Origin of the sequence: Paraburkholderia sediminicola, assembly GCF_046026855.1 — a bacterium.
Lineage (GTDB): Bacteria > Pseudomonadota > Gammaproteobacteria > Burkholderiales > Burkholderiaceae > Paraburkholderia > Paraburkholderia sediminicola_A.
Genome location: NZ_JAQQET010000044.1, coordinates 1 through 25,572 on the forward strand (window position 1 = coordinate 1; position 25,572 = coordinate 25,572).

Sequence of the window (25,572 nt, forward strand, 5' to 3'; positions counted from 1 at the left end):
CGCAACCCGAAGCGTCAGCGACTCACCATCCGCTCCTCCATCGCAGCGGCTTCTTGCGGCGCGGCCAACAACGCCTTGATATCTTTCTTGACGATCTTGCCGTAAGCGGACTTGGGCAACACGTCCCAGAACACGCAGCGTTTCGGCCACTTGTAGCGCGCGAGATGCGGTTCGAGATGCGCGAGCAAGGCGTCCTCCTCGAGCGCCCAGCCTTCGCGCCGCACCACCACCGCGACACCAATTTCGCCCCACTTCGGATCGGGCATACCGACCACCGCGACTTCCTGCACGGCCTTGTGCGTGAGAATCGCTTCTTCGACTTCGCGCGGATAGACGTTCGAGCCGCCGGAAATATACATGTCCGACGAGCGCCCGGTGATGTACAGAAAGCCCTGTTCGTCGAGGTGGCCTAGATCGCCGGTATGGAACCAGCCGTGACGGAAGGCCTTCTCGTTCGCCTCGACGTTGTTGTAATAGCCGATGAACACCGCCGGTCCGCGCACGCAAATTTCGCCGCTCGCGCCCGCCGCGAGGCGATGGCCTTCGTCGTCGAGAATGCCGATTTCGATGCCGGTGCGCGCATAGCCACAGGTGCCGACGCGACTGTCGGCAGCCTGATCGTCGGCGGTGTGCAGCGCGGGTGGCAGCACCGTGATGTTGCCGGTCACTTCGCCCAGTCCGTAGTACTGCACCAGCACGTTGCCGAGCTTGCGCAGCGCATGCTTCTGGTCCTCGCGATACATCGGCGCGCCAGCGTAAATCACATACTTCAGTGAACTGTGATCGTAACGGTCCACCGATTCATGCTCAGTCAGCATCTTGACAATCGTCGGCACGGTGAACATATTGTCGACGCGATGTTTTTGCACCAGTGCCCATGCCTCTTCCGCATCGAGCTTCTCCGAGGCCGGCAGGATACTGGCCGCCGCGCGCGCCACGTTGACCATTGCGTGAATACCCGCGCCGTGCGAGAGCGGCGCCACCACGAGCGAGCGCGATTCGTGCGTCAAACCGGGCATCAGATCGGCAATATGGTTGGTCAGCACGAACGCCATCTGCCCGTGCGTGAGCACGCCGGCTTTCGGGCGGCCGGTGGTGCCGGACGTATAGAAGAACCACAGCGGATCGTCGCGGTCCACGTCCACTGCGGCAAACGGCGGCGCGTCCATCTGCTGCGCGAGTGTCTCGTAGGCGAGTTCGCCCACACGCGGCTTGCCGATCGCGATCACATGCTGCAATGCGGGCGACGCCGCGCGTACCGCATCGACATGATCTACGAAGCCTGCTTCGTAGATCATCGCCTTCGCACCGCTCGATTCGCCGAGATACGCCGCTTCCGCTGCGGTGATCCGGCAGTTGGTCGGCACCCACACGGCGCCGAGTTTGAACGCGACCCACGCGCTTTCGAAGAGCGGCAGGTTATTACGCGAATGCACGAGAATCTTGTCGCCCTTGCCGATGCCGAGCCGGCTCAGACCATGCGCGACCGCGTCGACGCGCGCGTTGATGTTGCGCCAGCTCGTGCTGTGCTCGGCGTGGATGAAGCCGGGGCGATCGGCGTGGCGTCGGGCTGCATCGGTCAGCAGATTCCCGAGGTTCATGATGGTAGTCAACATAAGCCAGTGCTTTGAAGAGAGAGATGGGGAGAGACGCGCATCGTTGATCCGGGCGAGTTGATGTCTTTCAGCGGCGTGCTTCGAGAATGCTCAGGTAGTTGGTCACGGCCGCGCCGCCCATATTGAAGACGCCGGCCGTACGCGCATTCGGAATCTGCATCGCGCCGGCCTGGCCGCTCACCTGCATCGCCGCCATCACGTGCATGGACACGCCGGTCGCGCCGACCGGATGCCCCTTTGCCTTCAGCCCGCCGGATGCATTGACCGGCAAGCGCCCCTCTTTCGTGGTCACACCGTCGAGAATCACGCGCGCGCCCTGGCCCGGTTCGGCCAAACCCATCGCTTCGTATTCGATCAGTTCGGCAATCGTGAAGCAATCGTGCGTTTCGACCAGCGACAGATCGTCGAGCGTCATGCCTGCTTGCGCGAGACCTTGCTTCCACGCGAGCCGCGCGCCTTCGAACGCGATCGGGTCGCGCCGCGACAGCGGCAGGTAATCGCTCACCTGCACCGTCGCACGAAACTCGACCGCATGACGCGCGCGCCGCGCGATGTCCGGCGACGCAATGATCAATGCAGCCGCGCCGTCCGAAACCATCGAGCAATCGGTCCGCTTGAGCGGCCCGGCGACGAACGGATTTTTCTCCGACGGCGTGCGACAGAAGTCATAGCCGAAATCGCGCCGCATATGCGCATAGGGATTCGACACGCCGTTGTGATGGTTTTTCGCGGCAATCGCCGCCAGTGCGTCGGACTGATCGCCATAGCGGTCGAAATATGTTTGCGCGAGTTGCCCAAAAATGCCCGCGAAACCACCTGGCACGTCCGCCTCTTCAATCGCATACGAGCACTTTTGCAGCACCTTGCCGACTTCGGCGGTCGGCAGGCTCGTCATCTTTTCGTAGCCGATCACCAGCGCGCAGGCCGAGCGGCCCGAGCGGACAGCATCGAGCGCGGAATACACCGCGGCCGAGCCGGTGGAACAGGCGTTTTCGCAACGCACCGTCGAGGTAAAGCGCAATTCAGGAATCGCATTGAAGACCAGTGCCGACGGGAAATCCTGATAGACAAAACCGCCGTTGAAGGTACCCACGTGAATCGAATCGATCTGACCAGCTTCGATGCCGGCATGATCGAGCGCGCCGAGCGCGGTATCGGCAATCATGCGTTCGATGTCTAACGCATCGAGTTTGCCGAACGGGATATGGCTCCATCCGATGATGGTGGGTTGCATTGCGAACGACTCCTTGGCTTGGTAATGGCAGTTCTCTATGCAAGAGCCAGGCCAATCGATCACGGCCACGATGCAGTGGACGCGCCGCGTTTGCCGTAGCGCCCCGCAGCAACGCTCGCCAGGCAAGGAAAACAGCGTGCAATGCCGTTCGCGCGCGGCGCCTGAGCATACCGCTCGTCACAGCCAACGCGTGCGACACAAAGCATGCGACAGGTGTCGCATCCGCTCGACACCTGCACGGCTTATGCCGCCTGGCAATAACCCTCATCTGTCGCGGCAACGCTAACGCCCGCGCGGCTCGCGCCAAATGGCATCCAATTTGCTTTTAACTGAACGCCGGCCTTCGATACGGCAAACATAAAACTCAGGAGACAGACGATGAGCGTTACCACCCGGCGCGACTTTCTCAAATGTGCCTCTCTTGCCGCCGCCGCGTCGTTTGCCGGCTTGCATGGCCGCTACGCGCGCGCTGCCGAATTCACTCTCAAGTACGCGAACAACCTGCCCGCCACCCATCCGATGAACATCCGCGCGAAAGAAGCCTCCGCGCGCATCGCATCGGAAAGCAAAGGACGGATCGACTTCCAGGTCTATTCGAACAACCAGCTAGGCAGCGACACCGACATGCTGTCGCAGGTCCGCTCGGGTGCGATCGACTACTTCACGCTATCTCCGCTGATTCTCGGCACCCTCGTGCCGGCCGCGCAGATCACCGGCGTCGGCTTCGCGTTCAAGGACTACGACCAGGTGTGGGGCGCGCTCGACGGCGCACTCGGTGCGCGCGTGCGCCAGGAGATCGCGAAGACCTCGGTGTTCGCGTTCGAGAAGATATGGGACAACGGTTACCGCCAAACCACCACCAGCACCAAGGCGATCCACGTGCCGGGCGACCTGAAGGGCATCAAGCTGCGCGTGCCGATGAGTCCGATCTGGACGTCGATGTTCCAGGCGCTAGGTGCGTCGCCGGCAAGCATCAATTTCTCCGAGGTGTATTCGTCGCTGCAAACGCGCGTGGTCGAAGGCCAGGAGAATCCGCTCGCCACGATTACCGCAGCCAAGCTCTACGAAGTGCAGAAGTATTGCTCGCTGACCAATCACATGTGGGACGGCTTCTGGTTCCTCGCGAACAAGCAGTCGTTCGCGCGTCTGCCGAAGGACCTGCAGACCATCGTGCAGAACGCCGTCAACGACGCGGCCGTGCAGGAACGCGTGGACGTCGCGAAGTTGAACGCGTCCCTGATGCCGGAACTGAAAGCGAAAGGCCTGCAATTCAACGACGTCGATATCAATGCGTTCCGCCGTCAGTTGACCACGACGGGCTTCTACGCCGACTGGCATAAAAAGTTCGGCGACGACGCGTGGACCGCCCTCGAAAAATACACCGGCAAGCTCGCCTGACGCGCCATGCATCTAACCTTGACGAAGAAACTGGAAAACGACGGCTGGCTCGCGCGCGGCCTGACGACGGCCGTCGATTGGGTTATGCACGGCGTAGGCGCGGTGGCGGCCTGCCTTGTCGTTGCCGAAACGGTGATCTTGCTATGCGGCGTGATCTTTCGTTATGGGTTGAACCAGCCGCTGATCTGGTCCGACGAACTCGCGTCGATCCTGTTTAGCTGGCTGGCGATGCTGGGCGCCGTGCTCGCCTTGCATCGGGGCGCGCATATGCGTCTCACCGCGATCGTGACGCGCTTGCCGGAGAAATGGCGCGGCTGGCTCGAAGCGGTCAGCGCGCTCACCGTCTGCACCTTCGTCGCGTTGATCATCACGCCGGCAATCGAGCACATGAACCTGCAGATGCCGGTCAGCACGCCCGCGTTGCAACTGCCGGACGGCTGGCGTTGCGCTGCGTTGCCGGTCGGTGCGGCGTTGATGCTGATGGCGGCGCTCGCCCGCATTGCGCGTGAAGTGAGCCCGGGGCAGTTCGTCGGCGCCTTGCTCACCGCAGGGGCGATCGCTGCCGCGTTGTGGATCGCACAACCTTATCTGCTCGCGCTCGGCAATCTGAACCTGATCGTGTTCTTCGTCGTGCTGGTGGGATTGTGCGTGGCGGGCGGCGTGCCGATCGCATTCAGCTTCGGCACCGCGACACTCGCCTATCTGGTGCTGATGACGCATGCGCCGCTCGGCATCGTCGTGAGCCGGATGGATGAAGGGATGGCGAATCTAGTGCTGCTGTCGGTGCCGCTGTTCGTTCTGCTCGGCGCATTGCTGGAGTTGAGCGGTCTCGCGCGTTGCCTGATCGACTTCATGGCCGCGTTACTCGGCCACGTGCGCGGCGGTCTGCAATATGTGCTGCTCGGTGCGATGTTTCTGGTGTCGGGCATTTCCGGCGCGAAAGCCGCCGACATGGCGGCGATTGCACCCGCACTCTTCCCCGAAATGCAGCGGCGCGGCGCGAAGCCCGAGGAACTGGTCGCGCTGCTGTCATCAACCGGCGCGATGACCGAAACGATTCCGCCGAGCCTCGTGCTGATTACGATCGGCGCGGTGTGCGGCGTGTCGATCACCGCGCTGTTCGTCGGCGGGATCATGCCGGCGGTGGTCGCGACGATCGCGATCGGCTTCGTCTGCTGGCGGCGCGCGCGGCACGAACCGCCGAGCAACAGCACGCGCGCGCCGATGCGCACGATCCTGCGCACCTTTGTGATCGCACTGCCCGCGCTCGCACTGCCGATGCTGATTCGCGCGGTGGTAATCGAAGGCGCGGCCACCGCCACCGAAGTGTCCACCATCGGTATCGCCTACACGCTGATTGCGGGCGTGCTGCTGCACCTGTGCGGACGCCGGATCGAATGGCGCCGCTTCTATTCGCTGCTGCTCGACACCGCAAGTCTGTCGGGCGCGATTCTGCTGATCATCGGTTTAGCCACCGCGATGGCCTGGGCGCTCACGCAATCGGGTTTCTCCGCGTCGTTAGTGTCGGCGATGGAACAGATACCTGGCGGTCCACGCGCGTTTCTGTGCGTGTCGATCGTGTTGTTCGTGGTGCTCGGCAGCGTGCTCGAAGGCATTCCCGCAATCGTGCTGTTCGGCCCGCTGCTGTTTCCCGTGGCCCGGGCACTCGGCATTCACGACGTGCACTACGCGATGGTCGTGATCCTGTCGATGGGACTCGGTCTGTTCGCGCCGCCCATGGGCGTGGGCTTCTATGCCGCGTGCGCGATCGGCAAGGTGTCTCCGGATCGGGTCGTGAGCCGCGTGTGGGGTTATCTCGGCGCGCTGTTCATCGCGCTGCTGGTGGTCGCGTTCGTGCCGTGGCTGTCGATCGGTTTTTTGAAGTGAATGCGCTTTGATACCTGCGCTTTGAAGTCTCCTTTCAAGCCCATTTCTTTCCGCTGTTTTCAATCATTCGAGAGTTCGCAGTGAACCTGATTACTGAAACTGCCCGCCGTGGCCAGTCTGCCCTCACTCATCCGCGCGTCGCGCTCGTCACCGGTGGCGGCGCCGGCATCGGTGCGGCCATTTCACAGCAGCTTGCTGAAGCCGGGCACATCGTCTTCATCGGCGACATCAACGGGCATGCCGCGAATGATCTCGCCGGCTCGCTCTGCGCAGCCGGTCACGAGGCGTATGCCATGCAGCTCGACGTGTCAGCGCCCGCGTCAATCGACGCAGCGTTCAGCACTATCGAGAGCCAGTTCGGCCGCTGCGACATCCTGGTGAACAATGCCGGGATCGCGAAGACATTTCCGTTTCTCGACTATCCGGTCGAGCACTGGCGCAAGGTCTTCGATGTGAATGTCACTGGACCCATGCTGTGCGGTCAACACGCTGCGCGGCTGATGCGCAAGAACGGCTGGGGACGGATCGTGAATATCGCCTCGGTCAGCGGACTGCGGGCGAGTTCGGGACGCACCGCCTACGGCACGTCTAAGGCCGCAGTGGTCGGACTGACACGCCAGATGGCAATCGAGCTCGCCGAATACGGCATCACGACCAACGGCGTCGCGCCAGGACCGATCGACACGCCGATGACACTCGACCTCCATTCGCAAGTCGCGCGCGACAATTACACACGCGCGGTGCCGGCGAAGCGTTATGGCGCCCCCGCGGAAATCGCCGCCGTGGTCCGCTTCCTGTGCTCCGAGCAGGCGTCGTATGTGAACGGCCAGACGGTGCCGGTGGACGGCGGCTTCATGGCGGCGGGCGTGCTGGAGATCTAGGAGGACGGCGCCCTTGCACCGCGCCGATCGGTGATGGCGACCGTCACAGACTGGATCGCAATGGAGGTGGCAGCACGGCCAGCCGCAGATGTTCGACACCCGCTGCGATTGGAAGCGTCGACTGCTGCCCGTCACGCATACGAATGCTGATCGTCCGGTCGCGCTCATCGCGCGATCCTACCGCGACAAAAATCGGCACCTGCTTTTCGCGTGCGTCGACGATCTTCTTTTCCAGCCGCTCGGGTCGGCCGTCGAGCAGCGCTCTGATACCGGCTTCGTCGAACGCCTGCATGACCTCTTGCGCGTAAGCCGCGTTCGCATCGCTGATCGTCGCGATCACGATCTGCTCCGGCGCGAGCCAGACCGGCAGCCATCCTTCGTGATGTTCGAGCAGCATTGCGATGAAACGCTCCATGCTGCCGAGCACCGCGTGATGAATCATGACCGGCCGCTCACGTTCGTTGCGCTCGTTGACATACTCAGCGTCGAGCCGCTCGGGCAGCACGAAATCGAGCTGGATCGTGCCGCATTGCCAACTGCGTTCGCGGCTGTCCGTCAGATGAAACTCCAGCTTCGGCCCGTAGAAAGCGCCCTCGCCTTCGAGTACGTCGAATTCGAGGCCTGCCGCACGCGCCGCATTTGCCAACGCCTCTTCCGCGCGGTCCCACGTTTGATCGTTGCCTGCGCGCATCGCGGGCCGCGTGGCTAGCGCTACCTTGAAGCCGGGGAAACCGAGGTCCGCATAGACAGCACGCAAAAGCGAACAGAAACGGCCGACTTCAGCTTCGATATGCGCCTCCGTGCAGAACACATGCGCATCGTCCTGCACGAAAGAACGCGTACGCTTGAGCCCTTCAAGCGACCCCGAAGGTTCGTCACGATGACACGCACCGAATTCGCTATACCGAACCGGTAACTCGCGATACGACCGCACGCGCTGGTTGAACACCTGCACGTGACACGGACAACTCATCGGTTTCAGACACAGCGCGCGCCCTTCTTCCGCGTCGGCCAGCGAATACATTGCCGCGCCAAACTTCTCCCAATGCCCGCTTTTCTCCCACAACGAACGCGCGAGCAATTGCGGCGTACGGATCTCGCGAAAGCCCGCGCGCCGCATGCGGGCGCGAATGTAGTCCTCCAGCACGCGGTACAGTTCCCAGCCGCGCGGGTGCCAGAAAACCATGCCGGCGCCTTCTTCCTGCTGATGGAAAAGGTCGAGTTTGTTGCCCAGTACACGATGGTCGATGTCGTTCACGATGACGCTCCGTTCGATTTGATTTGCAGATACTGCGGATCGCTGCCGCAAACGGAGGTCCAGAAACGCCAAAGGCCCCGTCCGTTTCCGGCGGGGCCTTTGGTGGTCTGCCACTGCTTCCTGCTTCTAGCGCGCGCAACCTCCAGACGACCCGCCTGTGAAGGTGGTCGTCGTGGTGGTGACGGCAGCAAAGGGAATCGAGTGGAAGTCCATGGATCGACAGTAAACGATTTTGCGAGGGGACGTCAATCGTAATTTCGATGAACGCATGGGATGCGCCTCAGCCAGCGCGACTGCGCTGCGGCGCGAACCTCGAACGCGACGCCAACATGCCGATGTTAAACGTAAGCGCGCTCAGGACGACCGCGCCGCCGATCAGCCCGAACGCCGAAGGGCGCTCGCCTAAAATCAGCCAGATCCATACCGGCCCGATCAGCGTTTCGAGCAACAGAATCAGACCGAGCTGCGGCGCCGCAAGAAAGCGTGTGCTCAAACCGATCAGGCCAAACGCGACCGGCACCACCACACCGGCCTCAATACTCATCCAGTGCCATTGCACGTCTTCAACAAAGCCCACGCGACCAAGTAGCGGTAGAACCGCACACGCGCTTAACAGACCACCGCCGGCAGGCGCCAGCGCCATGTTTCGGGCGCTCTTACGGGAAACGACAAAGGCAGCACTCATTGCCAATGCGCTCGCCACTGCCATGGCGTTCCCCGAAGTCTGAAGCTCCCCGATACTGCCGTGCTGAACCAGGCCGATGCCACCGAGCGCCACCAGCATCGCCAGCCAGGTCGGCGCGGGCGTCTGTTCGTTCAACACCAGACGAGAAAGCAGCGCCGCAAACAGCGGCGCCGCGGAAATGATGAACAGCACACTTGCGGCGTCGGTGCGACGCAGCGCGCACACAAAAGATAAGGAAGCGACCCCGTAGCAAAGCGAGGCCAACCAGAACAGACGCAGCCTGACGGAGCACGCCAACAGCATTCTTCCGCGCGCAAAACAAAGACATATACCCACGCTGGCGGCGCACATGAACACGCCGCGCCAGAAGGCGATCAGAAACGGATCTACCGGGCCGACGAGACGGACCAGCAAGGTGTCCACGCTCAGAATCAGCACGCCGGCACATGCGTATAGAACACCACGGTTACGGTCGTCGCCCATACGGGTCACTTCAGAAACGGCTTGACGTAGCGCTCCAGCATCAGCGTGAGAGCGTCGCGCGTGTATTGCTGTGCCTGCGGCGCCTTGCTCGTCCGAGGACCGGCCACGTTCAGCGTTTCGATGTTATATCGCTCCGTGAACCGTCCAATCTCTTCAGCGGCCGTGGTTTGCGGCATCGTGGCAGCGTCGATGATCTTCATCGGCTTGCCTCGCGCCACGCACCATTCGCAGGTTTCGAGCGTGCCGCCGCTCAGAACGCCGAAGTGAATCACCACGGTGCCGTCGCTATCGAGCAGATTCTGCAGCGTCCGCTCTTCATAGCCTGCGTTCGGGAGTTCGGTCAACGGATACCGATTCGGTATCGATCCGTCCTCCGCCAGTCTTCCCGCAGGGCACCACCCACCGCAGGGAAATTGCATATCCAATGCAGCGTCCAACGCGCCGCGGTCTACGCCGGTCTGTCCGCCGGAAACGATTCGTTTCAACAGGGCTGCCATCTTTGCTCCCGAATATCCTTCTAACGACGCCCCGCGCTATCCAGCGGAGCGTCCGGTCTCCATCGCGCGTCCGTTCAGCGCGCCGTTCTTATTGCCACTCGATCGTTGCGGGCGGCTTATCCGTGATGTCGTAGACGACCCGGCCAATATCCATCTGATCGGTAATTTTCTTTGATATTTCCGCCAGATATGGAAACACCTTACGCGAGAAGTTCGCGGTCATCGAGTTGGTCGATTCCACCGCGCGAACCACAATGGCCTGCTCATTCTTCACGTGTTTGTCGCCCTTCACGCCAAGGCTCGGCACGTCGACGAGAATACTGAACGCCATCCACACGTCGCGCGACACCGGCGAATGGTTGATCACGTCCTCGACAATCTCGGTGGACTGCCGAACCAACGCGACCCGCTCACGCGTCACTTCGCCTTGCACGCGAATCGCGAAGCCCGGACCTGGAAACACTTTCTTGTGCACGACATAGTCGGGCAATTCGAAGTACGCGCCGATCTTGCGCACCTGATCCTTGAACAGATAGCGAAGCGGCTCCAGCATGTCGAAATTCAATCGCTCAGGCAGGCCGCCGACATTGTGGTGCGGCTTGATCTGAGAAGAGAACTTCGTGACACCGCTTTCCACTACGTCCGACCAGATCGTACCTTGTGCGAATACTTCGGCACACTGCTGTTTCGCGACGACTTCAAATGCGTCGATAAACGCTTTTCCGATAACCTTGCACTTCTGGAACGATTCGGTCACACCGGTCAGGTCGCCAAAGAACCGGTCAGCCTCGCGAATGATCTGCAGATGAATATCGTTGTCGGCGCAGAATCGCTCAACTTCGAATTCGGTCTGAGTAGGCATCAAGCCGCTATCGACATAAATCGCGACCAGTTGATCTTTTTCGACGCTGCGGCGAATCAGTTTCGTCATCACATAAGAATCGACGCCGCCCGACAAACCAACGATGATGCGACGATCCTTAACGAACGCCTGGATCTCCGGAATCTTCTGTTCGACGAACGCCTGCGGGGTCCACTTTTCTGCCGGCTGCGCGCCGCAGATGCGGAAGGCAAAATTAGTCAGCATCGTCGTACCGGATTCGGTGTGCGACACCTCCGGATGGAACTGCAAGCTGTACAAGCGCCGCTTTGGATCTTCAAGCGCGGCAATCGCCCCGCTTGCGCTACGCGCAATGACGCGGAACGCTTCGGGTACGGACAACACGGAATCGTTGTGGCTCATCCACACGGTAATCTGCTGTTGCTGCACGCCCGCAAACAGTTCGCCAGTTTCGAGCACGTCCACTTTGGTATCGCCAAACTCCGATTGCTCCTTGCCGACGCTGCCACCATACAAGCTCGCGAGCAACTGATGGCCATAACAAAGCCCCAGCACCGGCAAACCGGTTTCGAGCCAATCACGGTCGAACGCAATCTCGTTCAACTTCACCGACGACGCGCCGCCAGAAAATACGACACCCTTCAACTGCCGGCCGCCGTCGCGGACATAGTCGCGATACTTCAAATCCGCGGGCACGATCTCCGTGGGCACGCCGATTGAGTCAAACGCAACCTTGATCAAATGGGTGTACTGGCTACCGAAATCGAGTACAACAATCATGTCCTGGCTCATTTCAATTTACTCCGTTTTCCTTTGCCTGTTTTTCAATAAATCGTTCGATCTCTTCGGCATCCTGCAAGCCAAATTTGCCGTTCTCGACACCCGCTCTCACAAGGCAGCCAATCTGCGCAATCGACGTGATTTTCGTCACTTGCAAACGGCGTTTGATGAGGGCGTCGAGACCGTAACTCAGGATCGTGTACAAGTGAATTTCGCCGGCGAACTGCCGCAGATAGTCGACCACGGGCTCGACTGTCCGGCCCGACACGAGCGTGTCGTCGACAATCGCAACCTTGCTGCCGGGTTTCGGATCGGTACCCACTAGCCGCCCGCCTTCCGCATGCCGCTTTTCGTCCTTCCGATAGAGCGACAGGGGTGCCGCCAGATTGTCGGAACAACGCGACGCAAAATAGCTGCCTCCGCTTTCCAGTCCGCATACATAAGTAATGCCGTCTTTCTCCATCTGCTCGGATAACAGATTGGCCAGCGTTTCCCTTACCGGTTTATGCGGAAGCGTATTTTTGAAATTAATATGAATGGGTGAGCGTCGACCTGGTTTCACTTCGATATAACGCTCGGCACGATACGCAATGACATCTTCTGTGTTGAGGATCAGATCGATAGCCACATCGCTGGGGGACATTTGGCCTCCTGCTTTCTTTAAAGTTAAAGTCGTCGTAGCCGGTCATACGTTTCGATGGTCGGCACGACGACGCGCGCGTGCCCCGGCAAAGCGCCGCATGGCACGTCCTGGAGGTCACGAAAAACCGGGTTGATAACCGCGTCGGCTACAAGACGCGGTTTTGGCGAGCGGGCGATGCCCTCGCAGATCAGATGAGCCGCTACTTCGACGTGAGCCAAACTCCGAAGATAATCGCACCCACGCCAGCGAACCGCGTGAGGTCCGCTGGGCGCGCTGTCGCACCCAGCCAGCCAAACTGGTCGAGTAACAGCGACACGATGAACTGCGTGCCTACGATAATCGTGAATGCCGTGGTCAAGCCGAGCCGCGAAGCCGTATAGCCGATCGAACCGGCGATCACGAGTCCGAGGGCACCGGCGGTCAGCGCGTACCAGGGCACGGCCATCCATGCTCTCGTGCTGCCGTCGCGAAGCGTGAAAAGCAGAACGATCGCCAGCAAAGCACCACTCGCGTAATTGACGAAAATACCGCCGGTGGTTCCGATGCTCTTTTCCATGACGCCCATAAACTGGCCTTGTAATGCCACGGCGCATCCGCCCAGTACAGCAACCGCAGTTAATCCAATCACATTGCCTGACATAATATCCACATTCAAATCATCAGCATAAGTTGACAGAACGGAATTTTTATTTTTCCGTAGACGATGCGCGATTTATCGATTGCCAGGCCCGTATGCCTGTCGTATAAGCGAACTCGGCACAGTATCTACTTGTCCGGTTAAAACCTGAAACGCTATATTTTCACTTGTGCCGTTAAATCGTTTCACAGTGAGGAGCACCCTTGTGCTGTCGATAGAATCGCTGCAACTGGTCGACCTGATTGCCAGAACCGGCAGCTTTACCGCTGCGGCCAAGGCGTTGCATCGGGTACCGTCGGCGGTCAGCTATGCAGTCCGGAACATCGAAGAGGAACTCGGCGTCGAGCTGTTTCGCCGCCTGCATCGAACTGTCGAATTGACTGAGGCAGGCCGTCATTTCGTCAACGAAGCGCGCGGCATGCTCAACAAGATCGACGAGATCAAACGCGAGACGCTGCGCGTGGCCAACGGGTGGCAGCCGAGCCTGTCTATTGCACTCGACAACATCGTGTGTGCGGACAGAATCAGCGCGTTGATGGCGGATTTTTACCGGCACTTCGACAATGTAGAACTCATCGTGAGGATCGAAGTATTCAACGGCGTATGGGAGGCGCTGACCACCGGCCGCAGCGATATCGCGATTGGCGCGACCACGGCCGTGCCGGTCGGCGGAGATTTTCAGTTCAGAGACATGGGATCGATCGAGTGGGCGTTTCTGGTGAGCAGAAATCATCCGCTCGCTGAAGTCACAACACCTTTAAGCAATGAAGTACTGGCCGCGTTTCCGTCGATCTGTCTTGAGGATACGTCCCGGGATATTCCGAAACGGACCACCTGGTTGCTGCCGAATCAACGCAGACTCGTTGTACCGGACTGGCAACGTGCAATCAATTGCTTCACCGAAGGTTTGGGGATCGGCTACATGCCGGTACATCTTGCGCGACCCTATATCGAGTCCGGCACGCTGGTGGAGAAAGCGGTAGAGCATCCGAAGGCGCCCGCGCCATGTTGTGTCGCCTGGTATGGGGGCAAGACGCCACCGGTGCTGGAATGGGTGCTCGATTATCTTGGCGACAGCGAGAAACTCCATCGCGAATGGATCTCGTGAGCGGGCCGGCCTCACTACCCGGAAGCCGTCGTCACGTACTATAGCGGGGCAGAAGATTGGCCGCCACGCATAGCGGCCCCTTCGATCCGCAACATAAACCGACCGAGCATCTCATCTTGACCATCCACATCCGCCCCGCCCACACACCTGACGCCGCCTTGATTCTCCGCTTTATCACCGAGCTCGCGGTGTATGAAAAAGCGGAGCATGAAGTTGTCGCAACCGTTAGCGATATCGAAGCGAGCCTTTTCTCCCCCACGTCCACCGCGAAGGCTTTGATCTGCGAAATGAACGGCGAGCCGATAGGCTTCTGCGTTTACTTCTTTTCTTATTCGACGTGGCTCGGCAAACAGGGGCTTTATCTGGAAGACCTGTACATATCGCCGACATCGCGTGGCAGCGGTGCGGGCAAACAGATGCTCCGCCACCTCGCACAGATTGCATGCGAAACAGGCTGTGGGCGCTTCGAATGGAGCGTGCTCGACTGGAACGAGCCGGCAATCGGCTTCTATGAATCGATTGGCGCGAGCGCGCAAAGCGAATGGGTTCGCTACCGCCTGGCAGGCGATGCACTCACCGCGTTTGCCGACGGCAATACGTGAGGTGCGTTATGCGCGGAACAGGAACATAGGCAGGTAATCAGTGATGCGCGCCTTGTTTATCTGCAGCAAGAACCGCCTGCGCAGCCCGACGGCCGAATAGTCTGCCACCCCACTCGCTACCGGGTCAACCTCGAACGCATCGCCGGTGGCGAAGAATGTCCCGCCCGCCACGTAGTGGCACGTGCGCAGATCGGGGTCGTCGCCGAAATGCCAGCGGTTGTTCGAATACACACGGCTGTCCGCGTAGGCGGCGACCACTTCGCCAATGATCAGATCGTGCCGCTGGCTATCGTCGGGAATCACCTTGCATTCCATCCACGTGATGCAGCCGGCGAGCATCGGCACATCGATTTCCTGTGCGGGGAAGGTCTCAAGGTTGAAGGCGGAGAATTTGTCGAGTTCCGCACCCGCGTTCGAGCCTACTGCCAGCGTCTGCGCGGCGAACCCGCGGCTCGGCAGTTGCAGCCCGAACACGCCGCTCGCTTCGATCAATTGCCGCGTGAGCGTGCGGCTGTCCACCACCACGACAACCTTCGGCGGAGTGAAATCGAGCGGCATTGCCCACGATGCCGCCATCACGTTCGTGCGGCCGCCGTGCGCGCTGGTAATGATCGTGACGGGCCCATGATTCAGTAACTGCGTGGCCCGCGACAATGCGACGGGTTCCCGGGTGATTTTCATACGTGCTCTTCCGCCTCAAATGGATCAGGCAGATTGTAGCGGGGACGCGCAAAGCGGATTGGTTACCGGTACGCCAACATGGCGTACCGGCAATACTGGCAGACATCGCGGCGCGGCAACCGGTAAGCCGCCGCACCGGCTTGGGTCAATGCGGGGCTTTACCGTTGGGCATGGCGTCCAGCGGTTTGTGCTGTTCCTCGCCGAGTCCCGGGAAAAATGCGTTCCATGCGGCGCGCACGCCCTGAGCCGCGGTGGCCTCCGCGGCGATCGATTCGGTCTCGCCTTCGGCCGCTTTCGCTGGGTCGGCGGACAAGCCGCGCCAGTGTGTGAAAACCAGCAACGGTTTCTCGGTCCACACGCCCTCGCCATATTTCGCAAATGCCGTGTCCCCGCTCGTCAACTGCACTTCGTACCAGCCTTCACGGACGGGCGTGTGAGCGGCGAGCTCAAACCACGCAGTCGGTTCGATTTCCTTCATGTCGTCTCCGGTCGGATAGATCGTCATAGATAACCACAACAAAGGCATTCTTCATGCCCGAACTCGATAGCGGCCCGATAGGCGGACGCCGCATATCACGCGGTGCTGCACGGCTGCGCGCTGGGCATGACCTGCGGGCAATTCGTCGACGTCACGTACTTCCGAATCGCCGCGCATAATCGACACGATAGCGCGACATGGGTCACGCGGACAAACGTAAAAACTTACACGACGTGTCTGGCGCTCGCCAGGCTTACCGGCCGCTGCCCGACGCGCACGCCATCTCGCGCACCAGTTCGGCCAGAACGCGGACAGCGAGCCCCAGTTGCTCGGCTGACGTGCTGCCGTAGCCGATCACCAAGCCGTTCGCCTCCTCGCGCTGCTGCAACGCAAAACCCGAAAGCGCACGTGGGTTCAACCGCCTGCCGAGCGCGCGTTCGGCGAGGGTCCGATCGGAAATGTGCGGCGGCAGGCGAAGCGTCAGATGCATGCCGCAATTGCCGCCCAGGATCTGCGACGGCGCGAAATACGCGGTGAGCGCATCGCGCAACGCCTGCTGGCGCTCACGATACAAACGCCGCATGCGGCCCAGATGTCGCCCGAACTCACCGCTGTCGATGAAATGCGCCAGCGCCAACTGTTCCAGCCGATGCCCGCCGCGCAGCATTTCCTGCAGCGCAACAGCCGTGTGCGTGGCGATTGCGCGCGGCAGCACCACGAAACCGATGCGCAGCGCCGGAAACATCGTTTTGCTGAATGAGCCGACGTACAACACCGGCGCATCCTCGACCAGGCCTTGCATGCTGGCGATCGGCTCGCCGGTATGGCGGAATTCGCCGTCGTAGTCGTCTTCGATCAGCCAGGCGCCGCAGCGGCGCGCCTGCGCGATCAGCTCCAGACGGCGTGCCACCGACAACACCGAACCAGTCGGATACTGATGCGCGGGGGACGTGTAGATCAGCTTCGGCGTATGCGTGTGCCACGCGTCGGGCGGTACCGCGATGCCCTCGGGATCGACCGGTATCGGCACCATGGTCAGATCGCCGAGATTGAACGCGGCCTTGGCGCCGCGATAGCCCGGATCTTCGACCCAGGCGATGTCGCCAGGATTGGTGAACAGCCGCACGCACAGGTTCAGCGCTTCCTGGGCGCCTTCGGTGATCACCACCTGCGGGCCCTCGCAGCGTACGCCGCGCGCCATACGCAGATGCGCGGCGATCGCGTCGCGCAGCGCCGGTTCGCCTGCCGGTGAGCCGTAGCCAAGCGCGAGGGGTAGCGCGCGCTCCATCGAACGTTCTAGCGCGCGCCGCCAGGCGGCCAGCGGAAAGCGGTCCAGCGCGGGCGTGCCCGGTGTGAGCGGCAAGGTGTTGTCGGCGTGGGTGCGCGTCGCCGCGAATTGCTCGACGCGCGCCGCGTAAGCGACCTCCGGCGCGGCCGACGGCGTCTGCGGTTCACCACGTGCCGCAGGGCTGGAGAGCGGACTCACGCGCGTGCCCTTTTTGTCGGCCACCACATAGCCGACCGCGGCCAGATGCTCGTAAGCGATCACTACCGTGTTGCGCGACACGCCCATCTCCGCGGCCAGCAAGCGCGACGAAGGCAGCAGCGACCCTGCCGGCAAACGGCCCGCGAGAATCGCCTGCTGCAAACGCTCGATCAGTTGTTTTTGCAGCGGCGCGGACCTTTCGCCGTTGCTGGTAGTCGCCGCGGCGGCCGGATTGCCAAGCGGGCCAATGATCTCGATCATGTCGGCTGGACCTATCAAATACTGTTCCCGTGGATCTTTTTAACATACCACGTTTGCCGTATTGTTCTCTATAACCGACGATCACCAACAACGCGCAGGAGAGCAGGCATGGAACCCAGACGCAACGCATTCGAGCAGCCCATCGGCGTCCCCGTCCCGGGCTGGAGAGGCGCTCAGGCGCCCGGGCGCGAGCCGCTGGTGGGCAGTTATTGCCGGATCGAACCGGTGGACGTCGAACGCCACGCGGCCGACCTGTACGAGGCCTACAGCTCGGCGCCCGATGGTCGCGACTGGACCTATCTGAATGTCGGGCCGTTCGAGAGCCTTGCCGCGTATCGCGAGCATCTGACGCGTATGGCTGCATCGCCTGATCCGCTGCACCACACGGTGATCGATCTGGCGACCGGCAAGGCAGTCGGCACGCTCGCGCTGATGCGCATCGACCGCACGAATGGCGTGATCGAAGTCGGGCACGTCACCTATTCCCCGCGCCTGAAGCGCACGCGCATCGCCACCGAAGCAATGTTCCTGCTGATGAACCACGTATTCGACGACCTCGGCTATCGCCGCTTCGAATGGAAGTGCGATTCGCTTAACGGACCGTCGCGCACGGCGGCGTTGCGCTATGGCTTCACGTTCGAGGGGATCTTCCGGCAGGCGATCGTGTATCACGAACGCAATCGCGATACCGCGTGGTTTTCGATCATCGACAGCGAATGGCCTGCGCTGCGTCCGAGCTATGTGCGCTGGCTCGACGCCGGCAACTTCGACGCGCAGGGCAAGCAGGTTGAGCGGCTGGTCGATCTGATCGCACGGCAGCGGGCTGCGGCGAGCGAAGGCGGTCGATAAGGCGGGCGGGTTCGCGGGCGGGTTGCAAGCCGGCTAGACGGCCGGCATGCAACGGCTCGACGAGATGCCGAGGCTTCGCAGGCTGACGAGACTTCAAATGACGCGCCGCGCGACGGATCAGGCAACGCCAGCCGCTCGCCGCAGCACGATGGTCGGCTTGCCTTTGTATGTCGTGCGGTGCTGTTCGCGGTAACCGCACTTGTGCGCGACATTCAGCGACGGCTGGTTTTCCGGTGCGATGATGCAGGCGGTGTCGCCGTCCGGCCAATGCTCATCGGCCCAGGCGAGTGCGGCGAGTACGGCTTCGGTCGCGTAGCCGCGATTGTGCACGGCGGGGTCGAGTGCCCAGCCGATTTCGGGCGTATCCATCAACGAAGGCTCGATCTCGCGGTGGTAGTCGGCAAAGCCGACTTCGCCCAGGAAACGGCCGCTATCCTTTTCCCGCACCACCCAGTAACCGTATCCCAGCATCGCCCAATGTCCGGCGTAGCGCAGCAGGCGCGCCCAGACTTCTTCGCGCGTGAACGGCTTGCCGCCGATGTAGCGGATCACCTCGGGATCGGACCACATCGCATAGCTCTCGAGGAAATCGTCGCGCGTGTGTGGACGCATGATCAGGCGGTCGGTGGCGAGGAGCGTGGGGCGGGTGGGCATAGGCGGGCCGATGGTTGGCGCAAACGCTTGGGGTTAAGAGGCGTTGAAGAAAGGCGTCGAAGAGTGCCTGCGATGATCGCAGATTTTTTGCGCGCCAGGTTCGATGCCAAAATCCTGGCGGCGCTCGCGCCGTGCATCAATGCTTCCGCCTCTCACGCCAGCTCAAGAAACCGCGCCAGACACGGATTGCGATTCGCCGGCGACCACGCCAGCACCTGCTCGATCAGCGGCGCGTCGACCAGCGGCCGGAACACCACACCCGCGAGTTGCGCCTTGCGCATCGAGGCCGGCACCAGCGCCACCCCCACACCTTCATCGACAAGACTGAGGACGGTCTGCTGCAACTGCACTTCGAAGCGGATATCCGGTTCGAAGCCACCCGAGCGGCAATGCTCAAGGATGGTTGCGCGCAAAGTGGGGGCGACTTCCTCGGACGCCAGCACGAACGGCTGGCCCGCCAGTTGCGCGATCTTCAAACGCCGTGCACGTGCCCGCGGATGGCTGCGCGACAACGCAACGCACAGCGGTTCGCGGAGGATCGTCCGCGTCGCGATGCCCTTGTCGGGCACGTTCGGAAACATGATCGCCGCGTCGATCTGGCCGGCCAGCACTTGCGAGGCCAGATCGTTCGAGACGACCTCGCGCAGATTCAATGCGACCTCGGGAAACGCGGCGCCGAAAACACGCGCATAGCCGGGCACGACGTTGTACGCGGCACACATCGTGAAGCCGATAGTGAGCTTGCCGGCATCTCCGTGCGCCGCCGCTTGCGCGTTGCTGACCGCCTGTTCCACCGACGCGAGGATCGCCTTCGCGTCGACGTAAAAGCGCTCGCCTGCCGCGGTCAGCGTGACGCTGCGTGGACTGCGTTCGAGCAGCGTCACACCCAGGCTCGCCTCCAGTGCCGCCAGTTGCCGGCTCAACGGCGGCTGCGACAGATTCAGGCGTGCCGCCGCGCGGCCAAAATGGCGCATCTCGGCGAGTGTCACGAAGTAGCGTAGCGGCTTGATGTCGATCACGACGCCCTCAGGCTGAATGACGATGCAAAAAAGGTATTATTGAAGGCGAAAAACAGTATTGGATTGTATCAACGCAAGCCACTACGCTGGCGCATCGCTCTGTCCGCCCACGCCTTTTTGCACCGATGTTAGCCACTCTTGAAATTCTGCTTCCCGTGTTCGGCCTGATTTTCGCGGGCTTTGCCTGCCGCCGGTGCGGCGTGCTCGGACCGAACTGCGCGTCCGAGCTGAATCGCTTCGTGGTCTGGCTGGCGCTGCCCGCGCTGCTATTCGATACGATGGCGCATGCCACGTGGCAGCAGCTCTATCAGCCGGCCTTCGTCGCGGCGTTTTCGATCGGGTGCATCGGCGTGTTTCTGCCGATTCTCGTCATACGCATGATAAGCGGCCGGCATCTGGCCGACGCGAGCGTCGACGCGATTGCGGCCTCGTATCCAAACACCGGCTACATCGGTTTTCCGCTCGGCGTGATCGCGTTCGGCTCAGCCAGCCTGACGCCGACTACGATCGCCACGATCCTCGTCGCGTGCGTGCTTTTTGCGCTTGCCATCGTGCTGATCGAAGTCGGCTTGCAGACCGAACGCACGCCGCACAAGCTGGGGTTGAAAGTGCTGGGCTCGCTGGCGCGTAATCCGCTGATCGTGTCGCCGATCGCGGGCGTGCTGTTCGCGAGCATCCACGTCGTGTTACCGCAAAGTGCGGAGACCTTTCTGAAACTGTTGAGCGGCGCCGCCAGTCCCTGCGCACTGGTGAGCCTCGGCTTGTTTCTCGCGGAAAAGCGTCCATCCGAAGCCGGCGCGCGCGGCATCTCGTTGCTGCTGACCGGCGTCAAGCTGCTGGCGCAGCCGGCGCTGACCTGGTGGCTCGCGGCGCGCGTGTTCGGACTCTCTCCCGCGCTGGTCGAGATGGCCGTCGTGCTGGCCGCGCTGCCCACCGGCACCGGCCCGTTCATGCTGGCCGAGTTCTACCGGCGCGAGGCGCACATCACGTCACGCACGATTTTGCTGTCGACAGTGGGGTCGGTGGTGACCCTGTCGTTGCTGCTGCTGGTAATGGGACATCGCACGTAAGCGGACCGGGGGCGCTGCATCTCTTGGACGCCCTCAGCGCGGTACGTGCACCTGAGCCGGCATCGCCGCTGCACCGCAGCCGACCGCTCATCCGGTTGCGGAACGCGCGAATATCCACCGTTTCACGCCTCGCGTTATGCTTCGCACACGGACCGTCAGGGTCCGCACTCTCCATGCGCGACCGCGAACAGCGAACCGAACCGCCGTGCCCAAAGCCCGCCCACCCGAACTCCACGACGAGGACAACGCCCGCTCGCTTGCGCGGCGCTACCCGCGTGGGCTGCGCATCGACCCGCATTCGCACACGTGGGCGCAGGTGCTGTATGCGGTCTCGGGCGTGATGTGGGTGGAAACCGGCCGCGAAGCGCTGGTCGTGCCGCCGCAGCGCGCGGTGTGGCTGCCCGCCGGTACGGTCCACTCCATCCATATGATGAGCGAAGTAGAGATGCGCAATATCTATCTGCACGAGCGCAACGTCGGCCATCTGAGCCGGCGCAGCGACGTGTTCGAAATCAACGGCCTGCTGCGCGAGCTCATCACATCGATTGCGGAATACGAGCACACCCATGCTCGCGACGAAACCTATCTCGAAGCCGCGTATCGCCTCGCGATGCTGGAGTTGGAGCACGCGCCGCGCTCGTCGCTGCGCATCGCACTGCCCGATGCGTCGGACCGGCGGCTCGATGCGTTGTGCCGCGCGGTAATCGACAACCCGTCGAACGCGATCAGCTTCGAGCAGCATGCGGCGTCAGTCGGTGCGAGCGTGCGCACGCTGGCGCGCCTCTTTACGCGTGAGTTGGGAATTGGCTTTGCCGAATGGCGGCGCCAGGTGCAACTGGCGGTGGCCGTGTCCGGCCTCGCCGAAGGACGCCCGGTCAGCAGCATCGCGCACTCGCTCGGTTTCCGGCCAAGCAGCTTCAGCGACATGTTCAGGCGCGAGTTAGGCGCGCCGCCAAGCGGTTTCGATCCGAGCGCGACCCTCGGCGAGGCGGTTTCTGACGTTTTGCTGGAGCAGGCGCAAGACAAGCTGTCCCCTAACGGGTGAGCCCTTCGCGCTAACGGCCAAACGGCTCCCAGCGCGGTCCGTAAGCTAACCCGACACGTCTTGTCCGAAATTCGAAAGTCTTTGTCTCAACGCCTTCATACCCGCCATCTAGACTACGCTCATTGGCTGCACGACGCAGCGAACGACCCGACAGGAGTGACACGCAATGAAAGCGATTCAGTTCAAGACTTCTGGCAATCCCGAGGTGCTCGAATACGTCGACCTGCCGACGCTGCAGGCCGACGCGGACAGCGCCGTTGTGCAGATCAAGGCGGCCTCCGTGAATCCGAGCGACGTCAAGAACGTGTCCGGCCATTTCGAACACACGACACTGCCGCGCACGCCCGGCCGCGACTTCAGCGGCGTCGTAGTGGAAGGCCCGCAGGCATGGCTTGGCGCCGAAGTCTGGGGCACCGGCGGCGACATCGGCTTCACGCGCGACGGCACGCACGCCGAGTTCATCAAGATCCCGCTCGCCGCCCTGTCGCGCAAGCCGGCCACGCTCAGTCACGCCGAGGCGTCCGCGATCGGCGTGAACTTCGTAGTCGCGTGGCTCGGCACGGTCGAGTACGCCCACCTGCAAGCGGGCGAGACGATTGCCGTAATTGGCGCAGGCGGCGGAGTCGGCGGCGCGGTGGTGCAGATCGCGAAAGCGCGGGGCGCTCGCGTGATCGCTATCGACCGTCATCCGCTTTCTGCCGATACGCCCGCGGGCCGGCTAATCGACGACTACGTTCCCTTCGACGAAAACGTCACCGCGCGCCTGAAGGCGTTGACCGGCGGCGCCGGCGCGGACGTGGTGTACGACTCGGTGGGTGGCGTCGCGTTCGAGACCGCACTGAGTCTCGCCGGACGCCGCGGCAGGGTGCTGGAAATCAGCGCCACGGGTAAGCGCCGTGTGGAATTCGACCTGATCGACTTCTACCACAACGAAACGCAACTGCTCGGCGTGGATAGCGCCAAGCTGGGCGTCGCCGAATCGGCGCCGTTGATGACGGCGCTGGTGGAAGGCTTCGAAAGCGGCAAGCTGCAAGGGCCGGCCATCGCACAGGAATTCCCGCTCGAACGGGCACGCGAGGCTTATGAGGCAGTGGCGGCCGGCACGCGCGGCCGGGTCGTCATCACGATGTAATTGCCAAAACGACCGGCGGGCGTGGCTGCCCGCATTTCAGATGGGTATGACAAACATGAAAGCGTATTTGATCTCGCTCATTGCCGGCGTCGTGGTCGGTTTGATCTACAGCGTGATGCAGGTGAAATCGCCCGCGCCGCCGACGGTCGCCCTGGTCGGGTTACTCGGCATGCTCGCCGGTGAGCATGTGATCCCGCTCGTACGAACATGGCTGACCGCCGGCATTCATTGACGCATCCTCGCGCGATACCTTTTCCATCACCGGGCACCTCACGCTAAGATCGAGGCCGCTGGGCCGGCGCGCCGCGTAAGCAGCGCTGCCCGCGCATGTGTCGTCAGCATGCGCGCCGCCCGAAAGATCACAAGAAAAGCTTCGCTCGGAGAATCGGATGTCTGAAGAATATGAAGTGCATGGTCCGCACGACCATGCGGTTGAACACGCCGGCCACCACGACGCTGATCCCTTTGCGAGCCGCATGGCCGTGATGACGGCGATCCTCGCGACGATCGGCGCACTGTGCGCCTACCAGAGCGGCAACAGCGAAAATCTGGCGCTGTACTACAAGAACGAAGCCGCCATCAAGAAGACCGAAGCGTCGAATCAATGGAACTACTACCAGGCCAAGGGCGAGAAGGAAAATCTCGCAGAACTCGGCGCGGCGTTGTCGCTCGGCAATGCCGATGCACACGCAAAGTTCCTCGCCGACGTCGACAAATACAAGCAGCAGAAAGAGCCGATTCGCGCGAAGGCTGAAGCGATCGAAAAGGACGTCGTGGACAACGACGCTAAAAGTGAAGCGCTGCTGCACGGCCATCATCGCTGGGCGCAGGCCACGACTTTGATTCAGGTCGCGATCGCCCTGTCCGCGATCACGTTGCTGACCCGCAAGAAATGGCTGCGCAATCTGTCGTTCGGTATTGCGGCGGCTGGTGTGGTCACTGCGGCCGTAGCGTTCTTTTCGGCTTGATCGTGCGAACGGCGCGGCAAGGCGTGGATTGATCGCGTGTGCGGCGGGCTGATCGTGGCGTTGGGTGTGCGTCAGCTGATCCGATAACTTGCAGACTCTTCAATGCGCGATGCCGCGAGCAGCACGCTCGAGCAACAGCTCACGCTCGCGCGCGTTGCGCGTCATGGCGGCCGCGCGTTCGAATTCGGCGCGCGCCTCTTCCACGCGGCCGAGTTTCTCCAGCAGATCGCCGCGCACGCTCGGCAGCCAGTGATAGTTGGCGAGCGCGGCGTCGGCTGCTAGTGCGTCAACGATTTCCAGACCGGCAGCCGGTCCAAACGCCATACCGACTGCCACCGCCCGGTTCAGCTCGACCACCGGCGAAGGCGCCACCTGCGCCAGCGCGTCGTACAACGCGACGATCTGCGCCCAGTCGGTCTCTTCGGCGCGGCGGGCGCGCGCATGACACGCGGCCAGCGCCGCCTGCAACGCATACGCGCCACTCGCGCCGCCCAGCGCATGCGAGGTGCCGAGCGCGGCCAGCCCGCGGCGGATCAGCAGCGGGTCCCAGCGGCTGCGGTCCTGATCGAGCAGCAGCACCGGCCTGCCTTCGGCATCCGTACGCGCGTGCGTGCGCGACGTCTGGATTTCCATCAGCGCGACGAGGCCATGCACTTCGCTTTCGTCAGGCACGAGCCCGCTCAGCACGCGCCCCAGCCGCAGCGCTTCCTCGCACAATGCCGGGCGCATCCAGTCGTCGCCGCCGGTGGCCGAATAGCCTTCGTTGAAAATCAGATAGATCACCTGCAGTACCGATGCGAGCCGCGGCGCGCGCGCATCCGCTTGCGGCACCTCGAACGGCACCTTGGCCGCCGACAGCGTGCGCTTGGCCCGCACGATGCGCTGCGCGATGGTCGGCTCAGGCACGAGGAACGCGCGGGCGATTTCGTCCGTAGTGAGGCCGCCGAGCAGGCGCAGCGTCAGCGCGACGCGTGCGTCGGTGGACAGCACCGGATGGCACGCTGTGAACACCAGCCGCAGCAGGTCGTCGCCGATATCGTCGGCACGTGCGGCATCGAGGGTATCGACGAAATCCGGCACGAGGTGCGCCTCCTGTGCGTCGAGATCGTGGCCCAGCTCCTCGCGCTTGCGGGCATGCAGCGCTTCCTGGCGCAAGCGATCGAGAGCGCGGTTCTTCGCTGTCGCCATCAGCCATGCTCCCGGATTGTCGGGTACGCCCGCGTCCGGCCAATGTTCCAGCGCCGCCACCAGCGCATCCTGCGCCAGCTCTTCGGCGAGCCCCACGTCGCGCACGATCCGTGCGACGTGGGCGATGACCTTGGCGGATTCGATCCGCCAGACTGCCTCGATGGCACGATGGGTGGCCGGTATTGTCACGG

The 25,572-nt window shown here is 62.3% G+C and carries 25 protein-coding genes and 1 pseudogene; 12 read left to right on the forward strand and 14 right to left on the reverse strand.

What is annotated here, in order from left to right; genetic code table 11:
- Positions 1–14: 14 nt before the first annotated feature.
- The gene (locus tag PQR40_RS34335; RefSeq protein ID WP_408510801.1) at positions 15–1,616 is read right to left on the reverse strand and encodes an acyl-CoA synthetase; all 1,602 of its coding nucleotides are present in this window, start codon (positions 1,614–1,616) and stop codon (positions 15–17) included.
- A gap of 67 nt (positions 1,617–1,683) precedes the next feature.
- Positions 1,684–2,850, reverse strand: coding sequence for an acetyl-CoA acetyltransferase (locus PQR40_RS34340; RefSeq protein ID WP_408510802.1), 1,167 nt, complete (start codon positions 2,848–2,850; stop codon positions 1,684–1,686).
- Between the two features lie 378 nt (positions 2,851–3,228).
- Between PQR40_RS34340 and PQR40_RS34345 the strand changes: the two genes are divergently transcribed.
- The 3 genes from PQR40_RS34345 to PQR40_RS34355 all read left to right on the forward strand — a co-directional run bounded on the left by PQR40_RS34345 (position 3,229) and on the right by PQR40_RS34355 (position 7,016).
- The gene (locus PQR40_RS34345) at positions 3,229–4,248 is read left to right on the forward strand and encodes a TRAP transporter substrate-binding protein (protein ID WP_408234029.1); all 1,020 of its coding nucleotides are present in this window, start codon (positions 3,229–3,231) and stop codon (positions 4,246–4,248) included.
- A 6-nt stretch (positions 4,249–4,254) separates the two neighbouring features.
- Positions 4,255–6,135, forward strand: a complete 1,881-nt coding sequence (locus PQR40_RS34350) for a TRAP transporter large permease (protein WP_408234026.1) — start codon at positions 4,255–4,257, stop codon at positions 6,133–6,135.
- 80 nt (positions 6,136–6,215) lie between these two features.
- Positions 6,216–7,016, forward strand: coding sequence for an SDR family NAD(P)-dependent oxidoreductase (locus PQR40_RS34355; protein ID WP_408234023.1), 801 nt, complete (start codon positions 6,216–6,218; stop codon positions 7,014–7,016).
- Between the two features lie 43 nt (positions 7,017–7,059).
- Here PQR40_RS34355 and thrS read toward each other — a convergent pair whose 3' ends face one another.
- The 6 genes from thrS to PQR40_RS34385 form a co-directional block, all read right to left on the reverse strand.
- A complete protein-coding gene (gene thrS / locus PQR40_RS34360) occupies positions 7,060–8,274 on the reverse strand; it encodes a threonine--tRNA ligase (protein WP_408510803.1) in 1,215 nt (404 codons plus the stop codon).
- A gap of 280 nt (positions 8,275–8,554) precedes the next feature.
- On the reverse strand, positions 8,555–9,442 hold the full coding sequence (locus PQR40_RS34365; protein WP_408510804.1) for a DMT family transporter: 888 nt from the start codon (positions 9,440–9,442) through the stop codon (positions 8,555–8,557).
- A gap of 5 nt (positions 9,443–9,447) precedes the next feature.
- The gene (locus PQR40_RS34370) at positions 9,448–9,939 is read right to left on the reverse strand and encodes a putative molybdenum carrier protein (RefSeq protein WP_408234014.1); all 492 of its coding nucleotides are present in this window, start codon (positions 9,937–9,939) and stop codon (positions 9,448–9,450) included.
- A gap of 88 nt (positions 9,940–10,027) precedes the next feature.
- Positions 10,028–11,572, reverse strand: a complete 1,545-nt coding sequence (gene guaA, locus PQR40_RS34375; protein WP_408234011.1) for a glutamine-hydrolyzing GMP synthase — start codon at positions 11,570–11,572, stop codon at positions 10,028–10,030.
- A 1-nt stretch (position 11,573) separates the two neighbouring features.
- Complete coding sequence (locus tag PQR40_RS34380) at positions 11,574–12,203, reverse strand: phosphoribosyltransferase family protein (protein WP_408234008.1); 630 nt, start codon at positions 12,201–12,203, stop codon at positions 11,574–11,576.
- A gap of 199 nt (positions 12,204–12,402) precedes the next feature.
- Positions 12,403–12,843 carry a DMT family transporter gene (locus PQR40_RS34385; RefSeq protein WP_408234142.1) on the reverse strand — a complete coding sequence of 147 codons (441 nt, stop codon included), beginning with the start codon at positions 12,841–12,843 and terminating at the stop codon, positions 12,403–12,405.
- A gap of 202 nt (positions 12,844–13,045) precedes the next feature.
- Here PQR40_RS34385 and punR point away from each other — a divergent pair, with 202 nt between their 5' ends.
- Both punR and PQR40_RS34395 read left to right on the forward strand, forming a co-directional pair.
- The gene (punR, locus tag PQR40_RS34390; RefSeq protein WP_408234005.1) at positions 13,046–13,948 is read left to right on the forward strand and encodes a DNA-binding transcriptional activator PunR; all 903 of its coding nucleotides are present in this window, start codon (positions 13,046–13,048) and stop codon (positions 13,946–13,948) included.
- A 116-nt stretch (positions 13,949–14,064) separates the two neighbouring features.
- The gene (locus tag PQR40_RS34395) at positions 14,065–14,550 is read left to right on the forward strand and encodes a GNAT family N-acetyltransferase (RefSeq protein ID WP_408510805.1); all 486 of its coding nucleotides are present in this window, start codon (positions 14,065–14,067) and stop codon (positions 14,548–14,550) included.
- 6 nt (positions 14,551–14,556) lie between these two features.
- Here the strand turns inward: PQR40_RS34395 and PQR40_RS34400 are convergent, their stop codons facing one another.
- The 3 genes from PQR40_RS34400 to pdxR all read right to left on the reverse strand — a co-directional run bounded on the left by PQR40_RS34400 (position 14,557) and on the right by pdxR (position 17,456).
- Entirely contained in the window at positions 14,557–15,231 is a 675-nt protein-coding gene (locus PQR40_RS34400; protein ID WP_408510806.1) for a flavin reductase family protein, read from the reverse strand.
- 145 nt (positions 15,232–15,376) lie between these two features.
- The gene (locus tag PQR40_RS34405; RefSeq protein WP_408233996.1) at positions 15,377–15,709 is read right to left on the reverse strand and encodes a hypothetical protein; all 333 of its coding nucleotides are present in this window, start codon (positions 15,707–15,709) and stop codon (positions 15,377–15,379) included.
- 253 nt (positions 15,710–15,962) lie between these two features.
- Entirely contained in the window at positions 15,963–17,456 is a 1,494-nt protein-coding gene (pdxR, locus tag PQR40_RS34410) for a MocR-like pyridoxine biosynthesis transcription factor PdxR (protein ID WP_408510807.1), read from the reverse strand.
- A gap of 108 nt (positions 17,457–17,564) precedes the next feature.
- Between pdxR and PQR40_RS34415 the strand changes: the two genes are divergently transcribed.
- Complete coding sequence (locus PQR40_RS34415; protein WP_408337825.1) at positions 17,565–18,305, forward strand: GNAT family N-acetyltransferase; 741 nt, start codon at positions 17,565–17,567, stop codon at positions 18,303–18,305.
- Positions 18,306–18,422: 117 nt separating this feature from the next.
- Here PQR40_RS34415 and PQR40_RS34420 read toward each other — a convergent pair whose 3' ends face one another.
- The gene (locus PQR40_RS34420) at positions 18,423–18,959 is read right to left on the reverse strand and encodes a GNAT family N-acetyltransferase (RefSeq protein ID WP_408510808.1); all 537 of its coding nucleotides are present in this window, start codon (positions 18,957–18,959) and stop codon (positions 18,423–18,425) included.
- Between the two features lie 152 nt (positions 18,960–19,111).
- Complete coding sequence (locus PQR40_RS34425; protein WP_408510809.1) at positions 19,112–19,978, reverse strand: LysR family transcriptional regulator; 867 nt, start codon at positions 19,976–19,978, stop codon at positions 19,112–19,114.
- Between the two features lie 125 nt (positions 19,979–20,103).
- Here PQR40_RS34425 and PQR40_RS34430 point away from each other — a divergent pair, with 125 nt between their 5' ends.
- The 6 genes and pseudogenes from PQR40_RS34430 to PQR40_RS34455 all read left to right on the forward strand — a co-directional run.
- Positions 20,104–21,048, forward strand: a complete 945-nt coding sequence (locus PQR40_RS34430) for an AEC family transporter (protein WP_408510810.1) — start codon at positions 20,104–20,106, stop codon at positions 21,046–21,048.
- A 205-nt stretch (positions 21,049–21,253) separates the two neighbouring features.
- Positions 21,254–22,093, forward strand: a complete 840-nt coding sequence (locus tag PQR40_RS34435; RefSeq protein ID WP_408233978.1) for an AraC family transcriptional regulator — start codon at positions 21,254–21,256, stop codon at positions 22,091–22,093.
- A 166-nt stretch (positions 22,094–22,259) separates the two neighbouring features.
- On the forward strand, positions 22,260–23,225 hold the full coding sequence (locus PQR40_RS34440) for a quinone oxidoreductase family protein (protein WP_408510811.1): 966 nt from the start codon (positions 22,260–22,262) through the stop codon (positions 23,223–23,225).
- A gap of 46 nt (positions 23,226–23,271) precedes the next feature.
- The gene (locus PQR40_RS34445) at positions 23,272–23,457 is read left to right on the forward strand and encodes a DUF1427 family protein (protein ID WP_408233972.1); all 186 of its coding nucleotides are present in this window, start codon (positions 23,272–23,274) and stop codon (positions 23,455–23,457) included.
- Between the two features lie 157 nt (positions 23,458–23,614).
- Positions 23,615–24,193: a DUF4337 domain-containing protein gene (locus tag PQR40_RS34450; RefSeq protein WP_408233969.1), complete on the forward strand. Its 579-nt coding sequence runs from the start codon at positions 23,615–23,617 to the stop codon at positions 24,191–24,193.
- A pseudogene (locus PQR40_RS34455) lies at positions 24,194–24,280 on the forward strand (LysE family translocator); the annotation flags it as partial.
- A gap of 12 nt (positions 24,281–24,292) precedes the next feature.
- On the opposite strand, the gene PQR40_RS34460 reads toward PQR40_RS34455, so the two are convergent.
- On the reverse strand, positions 24,293–25,570 hold the full coding sequence (locus PQR40_RS34460; protein ID WP_408510812.1) for an RNA polymerase sigma factor: 1,278 nt from the start codon (positions 25,568–25,570) through the stop codon (positions 24,293–24,295).
- Positions 25,571–25,572: the final 2 nt, after the last annotated feature.